The 13774-nt window shown below is 74.8% G+C and carries 15 protein-coding genes; 10 read left to right on the forward strand and 5 right to left on the reverse strand.

The window, feature by feature from the left end; genetic code table 11:
* Nucleotides 1-19 precede the first annotated feature (19 nt).
* From VKZ81_RS14455 to VKZ81_RS14480, 6 genes are read left to right on the forward strand one after another with little or no spacing between them, the layout of a single operon-like run.
* Complete coding sequence (locus VKZ81_RS14455; protein WP_324242056.1) at nucleotides 20-1243, forward strand: ABC transporter substrate-binding protein; 1224 nt, start codon at nucleotides 20-22, stop codon at nucleotides 1241-1243.
* The gene (locus VKZ81_RS14460) at nucleotides 1243-2106 is read left to right on the forward strand and encodes a branched-chain amino acid ABC transporter permease (RefSeq protein ID WP_324242057.1); all 864 of its coding nucleotides are present in this window, start codon (nucleotides 1243-1245) and stop codon (nucleotides 2104-2106) included. Before VKZ81_RS14455 ends, VKZ81_RS14460 begins: the two co-directional genes overlap by 1 nt.
* Entirely contained in the window at nucleotides 2103-3095 is a 993-nt protein-coding gene (locus VKZ81_RS14465) for a branched-chain amino acid ABC transporter permease (RefSeq protein WP_324242058.1), read from the forward strand. Before VKZ81_RS14460 ends, VKZ81_RS14465 begins: the two co-directional genes overlap by 4 nt.
* A complete protein-coding gene (locus VKZ81_RS14470; RefSeq protein WP_324242059.1) occupies nucleotides 3092-3850 on the forward strand; it encodes an ABC transporter ATP-binding protein in 759 nt (252 codons plus the stop codon). The genes VKZ81_RS14465 and VKZ81_RS14470 overlap by 4 nt, the downstream gene beginning before the upstream one ends.
* Nucleotides 3847-4548 carry an ABC transporter ATP-binding protein gene (locus VKZ81_RS14475; protein ID WP_324242060.1) on the forward strand — a complete coding sequence of 234 codons (702 nt, stop codon included), beginning with the start codon at nucleotides 3847-3849 and terminating at the stop codon, nucleotides 4546-4548. The genes VKZ81_RS14470 and VKZ81_RS14475 overlap by 4 nt, the downstream gene beginning before the upstream one ends.
* A complete protein-coding gene (locus tag VKZ81_RS14480) occupies nucleotides 4545-5198 on the forward strand; it encodes an alpha/beta fold hydrolase (protein WP_324242061.1) in 654 nt (217 codons plus the stop codon). Before VKZ81_RS14475 ends, VKZ81_RS14480 begins: the two co-directional genes overlap by 4 nt.
* A 3-nt stretch (nucleotides 5199-5201) precedes the next feature.
* Here VKZ81_RS14480 and VKZ81_RS14485 read toward each other — a convergent pair whose 3' ends face one another.
* A complete protein-coding gene (locus VKZ81_RS14485) occupies nucleotides 5202-5612 on the reverse strand; it encodes an OsmC family protein (protein WP_324242062.1) in 411 nt (136 codons plus the stop codon).
* A gap of 71 nt (nucleotides 5613-5683) precedes the next feature.
* Here VKZ81_RS14485 and VKZ81_RS14490 point away from each other — a divergent pair, with 71 nt between their 5' ends.
* Complete coding sequence (locus VKZ81_RS14490) at nucleotides 5684-6961, forward strand: alpha/beta hydrolase (RefSeq protein WP_324242063.1); 1278 nt, start codon at nucleotides 5684-5686, stop codon at nucleotides 6959-6961.
* Here the strand turns inward: VKZ81_RS14490 and VKZ81_RS14495 are convergent.
* The 4 genes from VKZ81_RS14495 to VKZ81_RS14510 form a co-directional block, all read right to left on the reverse strand.
* On the reverse strand, nucleotides 6951-7706 hold the full coding sequence (locus VKZ81_RS14495) for an SDR family NAD(P)-dependent oxidoreductase (protein WP_324242064.1): 756 nt from the start codon (nucleotides 7704-7706) through the stop codon (nucleotides 6951-6953). The two genes, VKZ81_RS14490 and VKZ81_RS14495, sit on opposite strands and share 11 nt — an antisense overlap.
* Entirely contained in the window at nucleotides 7703-8629 is a 927-nt protein-coding gene (gene kce / locus VKZ81_RS14500; protein ID WP_324242065.1) for a 3,5-dioxohexanoate:acetyl-CoA acetone transferase, read from the reverse strand. Before kce ends, VKZ81_RS14495 begins: the two co-directional genes overlap by 4 nt.
* Nucleotides 8626-9993: an MFS transporter gene (locus tag VKZ81_RS14505; protein WP_324242066.1), complete on the reverse strand. Its 1368-nt coding sequence runs from the start codon at nucleotides 9991-9993 to the stop codon at nucleotides 8626-8628. The genes kce and VKZ81_RS14505 overlap by 4 nt, the downstream gene beginning before the upstream one ends.
* Nucleotides 9994-10094: 101 nt before the next feature.
* Entirely contained in the window at nucleotides 10095-10883 is a 789-nt protein-coding gene (locus tag VKZ81_RS14510; RefSeq protein ID WP_324242067.1) for an IclR family transcriptional regulator, read from the reverse strand.
* A gap of 177 nt (nucleotides 10884-11060) precedes the next feature.
* Here VKZ81_RS14510 and VKZ81_RS14515 point away from each other — a divergent pair, with 177 nt between their 5' ends.
* From VKZ81_RS14515 to VKZ81_RS14525, 3 genes are read left to right on the forward strand one after another with little or no spacing between them, the layout of a single operon-like run.
* Nucleotides 11061-11948 carry a DUF6282 family protein gene (locus VKZ81_RS14515; RefSeq protein WP_324242068.1) on the forward strand — a complete coding sequence of 296 codons (888 nt, stop codon included), beginning with the start codon at nucleotides 11061-11063 and terminating at the stop codon, nucleotides 11946-11948.
* Nucleotides 11949-11988: 40 nt separating this feature from the next.
* Nucleotides 11989-12909, forward strand: coding sequence for a cupin domain-containing protein (locus VKZ81_RS14520; RefSeq protein WP_324242069.1), 921 nt, complete (start codon nucleotides 11989-11991; stop codon nucleotides 12907-12909).
* A complete protein-coding gene (locus VKZ81_RS14525; protein ID WP_324242070.1) occupies nucleotides 12906-13682 on the forward strand; it encodes an HpcH/HpaI aldolase family protein in 777 nt (258 codons plus the stop codon). Before VKZ81_RS14520 ends, VKZ81_RS14525 begins: the two co-directional genes overlap by 4 nt.
* The last annotated feature ends 92 nt before the right edge of the window (nucleotides 13683-13774 follow it).

The following is a 13774-nucleotide window of genomic DNA, read 5'->3' on the forward strand; positions in this document are numbered from 1 at the left end:
CGACGAGGAGCTGTCTGCGATGGACCCCCACCCGCTCACCCGGCGACGTCTGCTCGGCCTCTTCGGTGCGGCGGCCACCGTGCCGGTCCTCTCCGCGTGCGGCAGCAGCGTCGGCGGCTCCGGCGGGGGCGGCGGGAGCGAGGGCGGCGGCACGATCAAGGTCGGGCTCGTCGTGCCCCAGTCCGGCGTCTACGCCGCGCTGGGCACGGACATGCAGCGCGGCTGGCAGCTCTGGCTGGACCAGAACGGCGGCCGGTTCGGCGACCGTGCGGTCGAAACCGTCGTCGCCGACGAGGGGGAGACCCCGCAGACCGGCGTCCCCGCCGTGCAGAAGGTCCTGCAGAGCGACGGCGTCGACGTGGTCGTCGGGCTGGTCAACTCGGCCACCGCGCTCGGCGTCCGGGACGCCATGGCCGAGGCCCGCAAGCTGCTGATCGTGACCAACGCGGGCGCGGAGGACGTCACCGGATCGGGTCGCACCCCCTACATCTGGCGGACCTCGTTCACCAACGGCCAGATCTCCGCCGCCATGGGCACCTACCTCGCCGAGTCCGGCTTCTCGGAGGGGGTCTACGCGATCGCTCCCGACTACGCCGCGGGCACCGAGGTCATCGAACACTTCAAGCGGACGTTCGAGGCCGGTGGCGGGCAGGTCGTCGGCGAGGTGAAGACGCCGTTCGGCACCACGTCGGACTACCAGCCGTTCCTCACCGCGATCCAGGACTCGGGGGCGCGGGCGACGTTCTGCTTCTTCTCCGGGTCGGAGGCCATCACGTTCGTGCGTCAGTACGCGCAGTTCGGGCTGGCCGGCTCGATCCCGCTCTACGGCTCCGGCTTCCTCACCGAGGGCAACGTGCTGCCCGAGCAGGGCGACGCCGCGCTCGGCGTGCAGAACACGCTGCACTACAGCGACCAGCTCGACAACCCGGCCAACCGGGCCTTCGTCGACGCCTACACCACCGCCCACGGCGAGGCGCCGAGCTGCTTCTCGATGGCGACCTACGACGCGGCGAACGTGCTGAACCGGGCCCTGCAGGGCGGGACGGCCCTCGACGGCGACGCCCTGGCGGCCGCGCTCGACGGCATCGGCACCGTGGACGACAGCCCGCGCGGCCCGTGGACGTTCGAGAACCAGACCCCGCGGCAGAACATCTACCTGCGCCGCGTCGAGGACGTGAACGGCCAGCTGGTCAACGCCGTCGTGCAGGACCTCGGTCCGCAGAGCCAACCACCGGCGGTCTGATGCTCGTCTCGGTCCTCAACGGGCTCGCCATCGGGTTCCTGCTGTTCATCCTCGCGGTCGGCCTGTCGATCGTGTTCGGGATGATGGACGTGCTCAACCTCGCCCACGGCGCGCTGTTCCTCGGTGGGGCCTACCTCGGCGCGGCGTTCTCCGGCAGCTGGGGCGGCTTCCTCGCCGCGCTCGGCATCGCGGCCGTGGGCGGCCTGCTCGCCGGGGCGGTGCTGTCGCTGATGACCGCGCCGCTGCGCAGGCGCTCCCACCTGGACCAGGCGCTGCTCACGCTCGGCGTCGCGTTCGTCGTGGCCGAGCTCCTGATCCTCGCGTTCGGCGACGACCCGCTGTCGGCGGCGGCCCCACCGGCCCTCGACGGGTCGGTCACGGTGCTCGGCGCGGTCTACCCGACCTACCGGCTCGTGCTGATCGGCGTCGGCGCGGTGCTGGCGGTCGCGGTCTACCTGGTGGTCGAGCGCACGCGGGTGGGCGCGCTCGTGCGCGCGACCGTCGCCGACCGGGACATGGTGGCGGCCATCGGCATCGACAACCGGCTCGTCACCACGGCCGTGTTCGCCGTCGGGTCGCTGCTGGCCACCACGGCGGGCGTGCTCGGCGGGCCGATCTACGGCGCCCGGCCGGGCCTCGACGCCACCGTGCTGATCCTGGCGCTCGTGGTGGTCGTGATCGGCGGGCTCGGCTCGGTGCGCGGCGCGCTGGTCGGGGCGCTGATCATCGGGCAGGTCGACACGCTCGGCCGGATGCTGCTGCCGGAGCTGGCCTCGTTCGTGCTGTTCGCGGCGCTCGCGCTGGTGCTGGTGCTGCGGCCGCAGGGGCTGTTCGGCGGGCCCGCGGCGGTGGGTGCGCGGTGACGGCGGTGCAGGCGCCCGCCGTCCCGGGTGGCGCGGCCGCGGTCACGCCGCGGGCGCCGCGCGGACGGGCGTGGATCGTCACGGTGGCGGTTGTCGCCGTGCTCGCGGCGGTGCCGCTGTTCCTCGCCCCGTTCGCCACCACCACGCTCACCCGCATCCTCGTGTTCGCGCTGTTCGCGGTGAGCCTCGACCTGCTCGTGGGCGTCACCGGCCTCCCGTCGCTCGGCCACGCGGCCTACTTCGGTGCGGGCGCGTACGCCGCGGGCTGGGTGTCGATCCACCTGACCGCCCAGGCGCCGGTACCGCTGCTGGTCGGGGCGGGCGTCGGGGCGCTGGCCGCCGCGCTCACGGGCTGGATCGCGGTCCGCAGCTCCGGGGTGTTCTTCCTGATGCTCACGCTCGCGATCGGCGAGGTCGTGCAGCAGCTGGGCAACACGTGGGAGTCGGTCACCGGCGGCGCGAACGGCCTCACCGGGATCCCGTCGGTGCGCGTCGCCGGGGCGCCGCTGGCCAACGCCGGGTTCACCTACTGGTACGTGCTCGCGGTGTTCCTGATCGGGTTCGCGCTGGTCTGGCTGGTGGCGCGGTCGCCGTTCGGGGCCGCGCTGCGCGGGATCAGGGACAACGAGCCGCGCATGCGGGCGATCGGCTACCCGACCTCGCTGTACAAGTACGCGGTGTTCGTGCTCGCGGGCGGGGTCGCCGGGGTCGCGGGCTCGCTGCTCGCGGCGCAGGCCCGCTTCGTCGCGCTGCCCGACATGGGCTTCGTGACCGCGGCGTTCGCGCTGCTCGCCGTGGTCATCGGCGGGGCGGGGTCGCTGTGGGGCGCCTGCCTGGGCGCGGCACTGGTGATCCTGGTCAGGGACGCGCTCGGGCCGAGCCTCGGCGGGCACGGCACGCTCGTGCTCGGCGCGGTGTTCGTGCTGGTCGTCTACCTGCTCCCGCGCGGGGCGGCGGGGGTGCGGCTGCCGCGGGGGAGGTCGTCGTGACCGCGCTGCGCTGCACCGGGCTCAGCCGCTCCTTCGGCGCGCTCAGGGCCGTCGACGGGGTGGACCTCACCGTCGAGCCGGGAGCGCGGCACGCGCTGATCGGGCCGAACGGCGCGGGGAAGTCCACGCTGTTCAGGCTGGTCACCGGCACCTTGAAGGCGCACACGGGCAGGGTGGAGCTGGCCGGGCGCGACGTCACCCGGCTCTCGGACGTGGCGCGCTGCCGGCTCGGGATGAGCCAGACCATGCAGCACGCGAGCCTGTTCGGGTCGATGACGGCGGCCGAGACCGTCGCGCTGGCCGTTGCGCGGCACGACGGCGGGCGGATCTCGCCGCTGCCGCGCCGCCGCTGCGCGGTGCGGGCGCGGGCCGACGAGCTGCTCGCCGAGGTCGGGCTCGCCGACCGCGGCGACGTGCCGGTGCCCGCCCTCTCGCACGGCGAGCGCAAGCAGCTGGAGGTGGCGCTCGCGCTGGCCTGCCGCCCGTCCCTGCTGCTGCTCGACGAGCCCGCGGCCGGGATGTCGCCCGCCGAGAGCGCGCGGCTGCTGGCGCTGCTGACCGCGCTGCCGAAGGAGATCACCGTCCTGTTCGTCGAGCACGACCTCGACCTGGTCTTCTCCCTCGCCGACTCGGTCACCGTGCTGCACCTCGGGCGGGTGCTGCTGTCCGGGAAGCCGGACGAGGTGCGCTCGAGCGAGGCGGTCCGCGAGGCCTACCTGGGCGCAGGGCGCCGGGAGGAGCTGTTCCTGCCATGAGCTTCCTCGAGGTGCGCGGGCTCGTCTCCGGCTACGACCGGGGCGTCGTGCTGCACGGCGTCGACCTCGACCTCGCCGCGGGCGCCGTGCTGGGGCTGCTCGGCCGCAACGGGGTGGGCAAGTCGACGCTGGTGATGACGCTGGCCGGCCTGGTGTCGCCGAGCGCGGGCTCGGTGCACCTCGACGGCCGGGAGCTCGCCGGGCTGCGGCCGGACCGGATCGCGCGCGCCGGGGTGGCGCTGGTCCCGCAGGGGCGGCGGGTGTGGGCGACGCTCACCGTGGCCGAGCACCTCGCGCTGGCCTCCCGGGGCCGCGGGGGCACCTGGACCGTCGACGGCGTGCTCGACCTGCTGCCCCGGCTCGGCGAGCGCCGCCGCCACCTCGCGGGCCGGCTGTCGGGCGGCGAGCAGCAGATGCTCGCCGTGGCGCGCGCGCTGCTGACCAACCCGCGGCTGGTCCTGCTCGACGAGCCGTCGGAGGGGCTCGCCCCCGCGATCGTCGACAAGATCGCCGAGGTGGTCGGCACGCTGCGCGCCGAGGGCGTCGCCGTGTTGCTCGTGGAGCAGGACCTGCACCTGGCGTTCGCGGTGGCGGACGAGATCGCGGTCATGGAGAAGGGCACCGTCGTGCACCGGGTGCCGACGCCCGATTTCCGCCGCGACCCGGACACCGCCTACCGCCTGCTCGGGGTGGCATGACCGGCGAGCAGCTCGTGGTGTTCCTCCACGCGCTCGGCGCGTGGCCAGACTCGTGGGAGCACCAGATCCGTTCGCTCCCCGACGGCTTCGCCGGCATCGCGCCCCCGATCCCCGGCGTGGCCGAGGCGGGGCAGGGCCCGTACGACCTCGCGGCGGCCGCCCGCGGCCTGCTCACCGTCCTCGACGAGCACGGCGCCGAGCGGGCCCACCTGTGCGGGCTGTCCCTCGGCGCGATGGTCGCCACCCACCTCGCCCTCGACCACCCGCACCGCGTGGCGTCGCTGGTGCTCTCCGGGAGCCAGGTCGCGCCGAACCCGGCCGTGATGGCCGTCCAGCGGACCGTGGTCCGGCTCCTCCCGCGGCGGGTGGCCACCGGGCTGGGCCTCACCAAGGCGGGGTGGCTCGCCGTGCTCCGCGCCGTCGCCGACACCGACTTCCGCCCCCGGCTCCACGAGATCGCCGTGCCGGCGCTCGTGCTCTGCGGCTCGCGGGACGTCGCCAACCTGCCCGCGGCCCGGCAGCTCGCCGCGGCCATCCCCGGCGCCGAACTGCAGGTCATCAGGGGCGCCGGCCACACGTGGAACGTGCAGATGCCCGACCGGTTCAGCGCCGTCGTCGGCGACTTCTACCGCCGTCTCGCCCGCGCCTGACCGTCAGCGCCCACCCGTGTGCAGCGCGGTGCGGATCGTGACCGCGTCGCGCAGCAGCACCGTGACCGGGGTGCTGTCGATCACCCGGGCGAGCTGTTCGCGCAGGTCCGTGCGCACCTGGCCGTCGACGGTGACGTGCCGGTCCAGCATCGGCGGGACGGTGTCGAGCACCCCGACCCGCACCGAGACCGCGCCCGGGTCGACGTGCCAGCGCTGCAGGAACGTGCGCACCGACATCGCCGTGCACGCCGACAGCGACGCGGCGAGCAGCCCGAACGGCGTGGCGCCCGGCGGCTCCGCGCCCGAGCCGTCCGGGACGGCGCAGCTCAGCTCCATCCCGTTCACGTCCACGTCGACGGCATCGGCGTCCGGGACCGGCAGGCGGGCGGTGGACCACACGCTGGGCTCTCCCACCGCACCAGCCTAGGGCCGGGGAACCCGGTGGCGGTCTCGAACGTCGATCCGGCGTGGGGGATGCGCGTGCGGTGGGAGCGGGCGAGGTGGCGCGGCGGATCGCGGCGTCGCCGGACGGGCACCGGGTGCGGCGGCCGGTGCTGCCGGACGGCGCCGCGGAGCTCGACCTGGTCTACGTGCGCACGGGGCCGCGCGGGGGCACACCCGTGCTGGTGCTGCCCGGCGGGCCCGGGATGGCGTCGGTGCTGCCCTACCGCGCCCTGCGCCGGCTCGCCGCCGCCCGCGGCCTCGACGTGATCATGGTGGAGCACCGCGGGGTCGGGTTGTCGCGGCGCGACTCCTCCGGGCGGGAGCTGCCGGTCGAGGCCGTCACCGTCGAGCAGGTGGTGGCGGACCTGGCCGCCGCGCTCGACGACGCCGGTGTCGAGCGCGCCGTCGTGTACGGCACCTCGTACGGCACGTACCTGGCGCAGGGGTTCGGGCTGCGCCACCCGGAGCGGGTGGCGGGCATGGTGCTCGACTCGCCGACGACGGGCCCGCGCGACCTGCCCGTCGTCCGCGCCCACCTGCGGCGGCTGCTGTGGGACGGGGACACCCCGGACACCGCCCGCGCGGCCGCCCTGCTGCGCGGCCTCGTCGCCGACGGTGTCGTCGCGGGGAACTCGGCGGGCCGCGTCGTGCCCATCGTGTACGAGGCCGCGGGCCCGCATGTGCTGGAGCGGATGCTCGAGCGCCTGCGCGCCGGCCGGGCCCGGCGCACCTGGGGGTGGATCGCGCGCGCCGGGGCGCGCGAGGTCGACGGCGGTGGCGTGCCGTTCATGGTGGAGCCCGACCTCGTCGCCGGCATCGCGTACGGCGAGCTCGGGTGCGGCGCGCCCCCGGACGGCCACCCCCTCGACCCGCAGGTCGTGTTCGCCGCCGCCGCGGCGCGGCACCCGCCGTTCACCGGCGAGCCCTACGACCTGCAGGCGGCGCTGCCGGGGTTCCCCTGGCCGGTGGCGGTGGTCTCCGGCGAGCGCGATCTGCGCACGCCCCGCCCGGTGGCCGAACAGGTGGCCGGCCTCGCCCCGGACGCCGTCCTGGTGCCCCTGCCCGGCCTCGGCCACAGCGCCCTGGACAGCCATCCACTGGCCGCCCTGCACGTCGCGCACGCCGTCGCCTGCGGCGGGCACCGGCGGCTGCCGGATCTCGCCCCGCGCATCGCGCGGTTGCCCCGCCGGGGGCCGCTCCACCACCTGGGGCGGGTCATCGCGGCGTCCCTCGCGGCGGAGCGGTGGGCGCCGCGCCGGTGGGGGCCGGGTGGCGGGCGGAAAGCGGCGAGCGGGTCCAGCGGAACCCTCAGGCGGTGAGCCCTCCGTCCACCGGCAGGACGACGCCCGAGACCTGGCTCGCCCGATCGCTGAGCAACCACGCCGCCGCCTCGGCGACCTCGGTGGTCGTGCCCGCCTTCCGCAGCGGGACGGCGGCGATCCGCCGGGCGACCCCCTCCGGGTCGCCCTCGCGCCACGCGGTCAGCATCGGGGTCTCGGTCGGCCCGGGCGCGATGGCGTTGACCCGGATGCCGAGCGGGCCGTTGTCGTGGGCCGCGGTGCGGGTGAGCCCGATGACCGCGTGCTTGGTGGCCTGGTAGGCGCCGAGCCCGGTGTTGCCGCGGAAGCCGCCGATGCTGCTGGTGTTGACGATGGAGCCGCCGCGCTCGCGCATCGCGCGGATCTCCTCGCGCAGGCACAGCCACGTGCCCTTGACGTTCACGGCCATGATCCGGTCGAAGTCCGCCTCCGGGACCTCGTCGAGGCGGCCGTACTGGTTCATGCCCGCGTTGTTGAACGCGCCGTCGAGGCGGCCGTGGCGGTCGAGCGCGGTGTCGACGAACCGCGCGACGTCGGCCGCCGAGCTCACGTCCCCGGTGACGTGGACGGCGTCGTGGCCGTCGGCGACGAGCTCGTCGGTGAGGTCCGCGAGGGTCTTCTCCGTGCGGGCCGCCAGCACGACCGCCGCGCCCTCCCGGGCGAAGAGCCGGGCGGCGTCGGCGCCGATCCCCGTGCTCGCGCCGACCAGCAGGACCACCTTGCCGGCGAGCAGTCCGTTCGTCATCGGGTCTCCTCTCGTCCACGCAGCCCGAGCAGGGCCCGTGCCTCGTCGGGGGTGGCGATGTCGCGCCCGAGCTCGCGCAGGATGCGCACGACCTTCTCGACCTGCTCGGCGTTGCTCTTCGCGAGGCGGCCGCGCTCGAGGTACAGGCTGTCCTCCAGCCCGACCCGGACGTGCCCGCCCGCCAGCGCAGCCGCGGTCGCGAACGCCATCTGGTGCCTGCCCGCGGCGAAGCAGGACAGCTGGTGGTCGGCGCCGAAGAGGCGCTCGGCGATCATCGCCATGTGCCGGAAGTTGTCCAGGTCGGCTCCGATCCCGCCGAGCACACCGAAGATCGTCTGGACGAGCAGGGGCGGCCGGACCAGCCCGCGGTCGAGGAAGTGGGCGAGCGTGTAGAGGTGCCCGACGTCGTAGCACTCGAACTCGAACCGGATGCCGAGCCCGTCGCCCAGCTCGCGCAGGGTGCGCTCGATCTGGTCGAACGTGTTCGCGAAGATCCGGCCGGTGGAGCCGCGGACGTACGGCCCCTCCCAGTCGTGGCGCCAGGACCTCACCCGGTCGGCGGCCCCGGCGAACACGAAGTTCATCGAGCCCATGTTCAGCGAGGCGAGCTCGGGCACGTGGGTGCGGGCGGCGGCGAGCCGGTCCTCGACGCTCATCTCGGCGCTGCCGCCGGTGGTGATGTTGATGATCGCGTCGGTCTCCGCGGTGATCTTCGGCAGGAACCGGCCGAAGACGGCCGGGTCGGGGCTCGGTCGCCCGGTCCGCGGGTCGCGGGCGTGCAGGTGCAGGATCGCCGCGCCGGCGCGGTGGGCGTCGATCGACTGCTGGGCGATCTCCTCCGGGGTGACCGGGAGCGCGTCGGACATGCTCGGCGTGTGGATGGAGCCGGTCACCGCGCAGCTGATGATCGTCTTGGTGGTCACCGGGCGACCTCCTTCGTAGCGGCCGGGGGAGTGAGGCGGTGCTCGGGGTCGCGCATGTCGACGTCCTTGGTCTCCGGGCCGGCGAGCGCGCCCGCCGTCACCAGCAGGCCGGCGACCGCGACGAGCACCACGGGCCCGAGCGCGGCCGGCAGGACCGCGGAGAGCCCGGCGAGGTAGAAGGCGTAGAACGCGGGGATGATCAGCGCGAGGCTGTAGCCGACGCCGTAGCCGCTCGCCCGCACCGCGGACGGGAACCGCTCGGTGAGGTACGCCGCGATCGGCCCGAACGCCCCGAGCGTGGCGACGCCGACGACGACGGAGAGGGCGAGGGCGGGGCCGAACGCCGGACGGGTCGTGGTGAGCACGGCGTACGCCCCGCCGCCGACCACGACCATCGCGACGCCGAAGCCGGTGTAGAAGCCGCGCCGGCCCACCCGCTGCGACAGCATCCCGTACAGCGGGAACGACGCCGCGACCAGCGCCATCGTGACGAGCATGACCACGCTGACCTGCGTGCTGGAGAGCCCGAGGTCGGAGGCCAGCAGGCCGGGCAGCACCGCGCTGGTCATGTTGTTGACCAGCCAGATGCCGCTCATCAGCACGAACACCTGCAGCAGTGCGCCGCGGTGGCGGCCCGCCACGAGCTCGGCCAGCGGCGACCTGGCGCCCTTGGCGGTGCGCTCGGTCGGGGGCTCGGAGACCTCGCGCAGGTACTGCCGGAAGAGCACCGCGGCGAGCAGCGCGCCCACGACGAACGGGATGCGCCACCCCCACTGCGCGTAGGCGGAGTCCGGCCCGTCCGACGGGATCACCTGCAGCAGCGCGAGCGTGATCGCGGCGATCAGCGCGTAGGCCCCCGGCGAGGTGCACGTGATGATCCCGCCGATGAGCCCGCGCCGGTGCCGCGGGCTCCACTCCATGGCGAGCGGCACCGCGGTGGTGTACTCGCCGCCGAGGAAGAAGCCGTCGACGAACCGCAGCGCGATGAGCAGCCCGACCGACCAGAGCCCGATCGAGGCGTAGCCGGGCAGGCACGCGATCAGCAGCGTGGTGATGCCGAACCCGGCGACCGCCACGAGCGTGGTCTTCTTGCGGCCGGTCGTGTCGGCGAAGTGGCCGAACACGGCCGCGCCGAGCGGCCGGGCGATCAGCGTCGAGGCGAACACCAGCGCGGTGAGGATCGCGGAGGTCTGCGGGTCGAGGTCGGTCGACTGGAAGTACGCCGTCGCCGGGGCGAGCACGACGATCGGCAGGTAGATGTCGAACTGGTCGACGAAGTAGGCGAGCACGCCCGCGCGGACGGCGGCCCGGGCCTTCTCCGGGTCGTCGGCCGGTGCGGGGCGCGACGGGGTGGGTTCGGACATCGTCGTCCTCGGCTTTCGGTGGCTTTCCGGAGCGGCATCGGTCGGCCCGCGCGCCGGCACGCCGGACGCGCGGGGGCGGAGGGGCGCCGGTGGAGCCGGGTTCAGCCCGCCGGGGGCTCGGCGCCCGTCTCCTTGGCGCCCATCTCCTTGGACAGGGCGCGGGCGGTGTCGACGATGGCGCGGACGGTGGACGAGTCCGGGGACGTCGAGACCGTGCGGTCGGTGCCGACGCCCGCGATGGCCGCGCAGATGCCGTGCTCGTCGAACACGGGGGCGCCGACGGCGACGATGCCCGCGCTGTCGACGGCGGCCGCGTAACCGCGCTCGCGCACGCGCTCGAGCTCGGCGGAGAGCTCGTCGCGCTGGGGCGCGGGCAGGTTGCCCAGCAGCCGCCCGATGGACAGCTGGTCGCGGTGGTAGGCGAGGAAGACCTTCGCCTGTGCGGTGTCGAACGACAGCTGGGTGCCGACCCGGACCGTGACGAGCGCCGTGCGGGTGCTGTCCTCCTCGACGCGCGTGACGACGGGCCCGGACGAGCCCCAGAGGCTCAGCACCGCGGTGAGGTGGGTGCGTGCGGACAGCTCGCGCAGGAACGGCGGGGCCAGGTCGACGACCTTGCGCCGACCCAGCGCGAACGCGCCGACCTGCAGGAGCAGGCCACCGGGCACGAACGAGCCCGGGGCCACGCCGCGGTCGAGGAGACCCGCGGCCACGAGGGACGTGCAGTAGCGGTAGGCGGTGGTGCGGTTGAGGCCGAGCCGTTCGGCGGCCTCGCTCGCGGTGATCTCCGGCGTCTCCGGGCCGAAGAGCCGCAGGATCTGCGCGGCCCGGCTCACCGACTGGATCTCCGCCGGTTCCGCCACCGGGTCCGTCGGGTCGGGCCCCACCACGTGATCACCACCTCCTCTTCTGAACGCGACGTTCGCGATACGAACACCTCGGACGGTAGCGATGCGCGTCGCGGCGCACAACCCCGACCACTTATCGCGTCTCGTTCACATCGAGGTCTTGACGTTCGCATTCCGAACTCGCACTGTGGGATGTGAACGCGAGAGCGAGGAGTGCTCATGACCGACACCGCCGTCGCCCGAGCCCTGCACGGCCTGGTGGACCTGCACTGCCACTCCGGGCCCAGCCCGTTCCCCCGCCGGTTCGACCACGTCGAGGCGGCCCGCGACGGGGCGGAACGGCTCGGGATGCGGGCGATGGTCGCCAAGTCCCACCACCACAACACCGTGATGGACCTGCTCGCGATGTCAGGACGGCTCGCCGAGGTGAGCACCCAGGTCTTCGGCGGCGTCGCGCTGAACAGCATGGTGGGCGGGATCAACCCGCACGCCGTGCGCATGTCGCTGTACATGGGCGGGCGGGTGGTGTGGTTCCCGACGATCTCCTCGGGCCGCCACATCGACTGCCACCCCTCGGGCGACCAGTTCCCGAGCGCGACCGTGCCGCTGACCGTCGACCGGGTGGAGATCACCCGCGAGGACGGCGAGCTCCGGCCGGAGGTCCACGAGGTCCTCGACGTCATCCACGAGACCGGCGCGCTGATGTCCGCGGGCCACATGCACCCCGACCGGATCCGCCAGCTGTTCGAGGCGGGCCGGGAGCGCGGCGTGCGGCGCATGGTGATCAGCCACCCGAACTTCGTCATCGGCGCCGACCCCGAGCAGTGCCTCGAGTACGTCCGGCTCGGCGCGTTCATCGAGCACGAGGCGGTGATGTACCACCCGGAGGGCCCCATGAAGTGGGACCCGCGCTCGCTCATGGAGTGGATCGAGAAGATCGGCCCCGAGCACACCGTGCTGGCCTCGGACATGGGGCAGCACAACAACCCGAAGCCGGTCGACGGCTTCCTGCACGTCGCAGGCGCCCTGCTCGACCTCGGCCTGTCGGAGAAGGACCTGCGCCTGATCGTGCGCGACAACCCCAGCTACCTGCTCGGCCTCGACTGATCCCGCGACGACCGACACCGCGAACGAGAAAGGCACCGCCGTGTACGACCCGTCCGACCCGCGCTCCGCGCTGGCCACCGCCACCGCCACCGCCGCTCCGCCGCGCCCCGCCGCGGTGGCGGCGCCCGAGTACCACGACTTCTCCCGGCTCGCGCCCGACGAGGTCAGCGCCGCGGGCAGCCGCAGCTGGATCGTGCGCGCGCAGAACGTCGTGCTGGTCCACGTCCGACCGGTGGCGGGCGACGCCCTGGAGCCCACCGACCTCGACAGCGAGCAGGTGGTGATCCTCGCCCACGACTCGTCCGCGGCGCGGTTCGCCACCGCCGCGGGGGAGGGGGAGCTGCGCGGGCGGGGCGTCGTGATCCTGCCGCCGGGCCGCTGCGAGATCACCGCGCTCGGCGACGGCGACCTGGTGCGGCTGGTCGAGGCCGGCACGCCGTGGGCCGAGCGCGCCCGCAACGCCGCGTCCTACGCCGAGCCGCACCCGAACGTCGCCCCGCTGGAGCCGTGGCCGGAGCCCCCCGCCGGGCCCGCGCTGCGGATCTACCCGCTCGCCGACGTGCCGGACGAGCCCGGGCGGTTCGGGCGCATCTTCCGGTCGCGCTCCTTCATGGTCAACTTCCTGGACCACAACGACGGCCCGCGCGACCGCACGAAGCTCTCCCCGCACCACCACGACGACTTCGAGCAGATCTCGCTCGCCGTCGAGGGCGAGTTCACCCACCACATCCGCACGCCGTGGGGCACCGACGCCACCCAGTGGCGCGACGACGACCACGTCACGGTGGGCAGCCCATCGGTGACGATCATCCCGCCGCCCACCATCCACACCACGGAGGCGGTCGGCAGCGGGCGCAACCAGCTGATCGACATCTTCTCCGGGCCGCGGACCGACTTCTCCGCGCGCCCGGGGTGGGTGCTCAACGCGAGCGAGTACCCGGCCCCCGACGCGCGGTCGTGAGCGCGCTGCTGGCCCTGCCCGGCCGGCCCGCGCCCGCTCAGGCCCCGGTGGGGACGTGGCTGAAGATCCCCGCGGTCGAGCCGGCGGAGATCGCCGCGTTCGCGGGCTTCGACTTCGTCGTCGTCGACCTCGAGCACGCGCCGCTGTCGGTCGAGACCGCCGCCCGGATGGTCACCGTCGCCGCGCTCGCCGGGGTCGCGCCGCTGGTGCGGGTGCCCGACCACGGCGCCGCGACGGTGCAGCGGGTGCTCGACGCCGGGGCGCACGGGGTGCTCGTCCCGCACGTGGACACCGTCGACGAGGCCGCCGCGGTCGCCGGGGCCGCCCGCTTCCCGCCGCGGGGTCGACGGGGCGCGGGCGGCACCAGCCGGGCGGGGCTGTGGGGGATGCGGCCCACCGCGGAGTACGTGGCGTTCGGCGACGAGCAGGCGCTCGTCGTGCCGCAGCTGGAGAGCGAGCGGGCCGTGGCCGCGGCCGCCGACATCCTCGCCGTCGACGGGGTGGACGCGGTGTTCGTCGGCGCGGCCGACCTCGGGCTGTCGGCCGGGCTCGCGCCCGGCGACCCGGCGCTCGCGCAGATGGTCGACCACGTGCTCGCCGCGGCGGCGCGGGCGGGCAAGCCGTGCGGGCTCGCGGTCGGCGCCGACGCGCGGGCCGGGGCCGCGGCCGCCGCGCGCGGGGCCGGCTTCGTCATGCTCGCCAACGACTCGACGCTGCTCGCCCACGCCGCGCGGGAGATCGTGCGGGAATACCGGGGTGCGCCCTCGCGCTGACCGGTCGGGCGCTGACCGGGCGGGCGCTGACCGGTCGGGGGCTGACCGGGCGGGCGCTGACCGGACGGCGCCGGGTGGCCCCCGGTGGGCGG

Origin of the sequence: Pseudonocardia sp., from assembly GCF_035305885.1 — a bacterium.
Classification (GTDB): domain Bacteria; phylum Actinomycetota; class Actinomycetes; order Mycobacteriales; family Pseudonocardiaceae; genus Pseudonocardia.

Coding starts and splice junctions, on each gene's coding strand:
- VKZ81_RS14455 (WP_324242056.1), top strand. CDS start 20: ATGGACCCCCACCCGCTCACCCGGCGACGTCTGCTCGGCCTCTTCGGT.
- VKZ81_RS14460 (WP_324242057.1), top strand. CDS start 1,243: ATGCTCGTCTCGGTCCTCAACGGGCTCGCCATCGGGTTCCTGCTGTTC.
- VKZ81_RS14475 (WP_324242060.1), top strand. CDS start 3,847: ATGAGCTTCCTCGAGGTGCGCGGGCTCGTCTCCGGCTACGACCGGGGC.
- VKZ81_RS14480 (WP_324242061.1), top strand. CDS start 4,545: ATGACCGGCGAGCAGCTCGTGGTGTTCCTCCACGCGCTCGGCGCGTGG.
- VKZ81_RS14495 (WP_324242064.1), bottom strand. CDS start 7,706: ATGACGAACGGACTGCTCGCCGGCAAGGTGGTCCTGCTGGTCGGCGCG.
- VKZ81_RS14505 (WP_324242066.1), bottom strand. CDS start 9,993: ATGTCCGAACCCACCCCGTCGCGCCCCGCACCGGCCGACGACCCGGAG.
- VKZ81_RS14515 (WP_324242068.1), top strand. CDS start 11,061: ATGACCGACACCGCCGTCGCCCGAGCCCTGCACGGCCTGGTGGACCTG.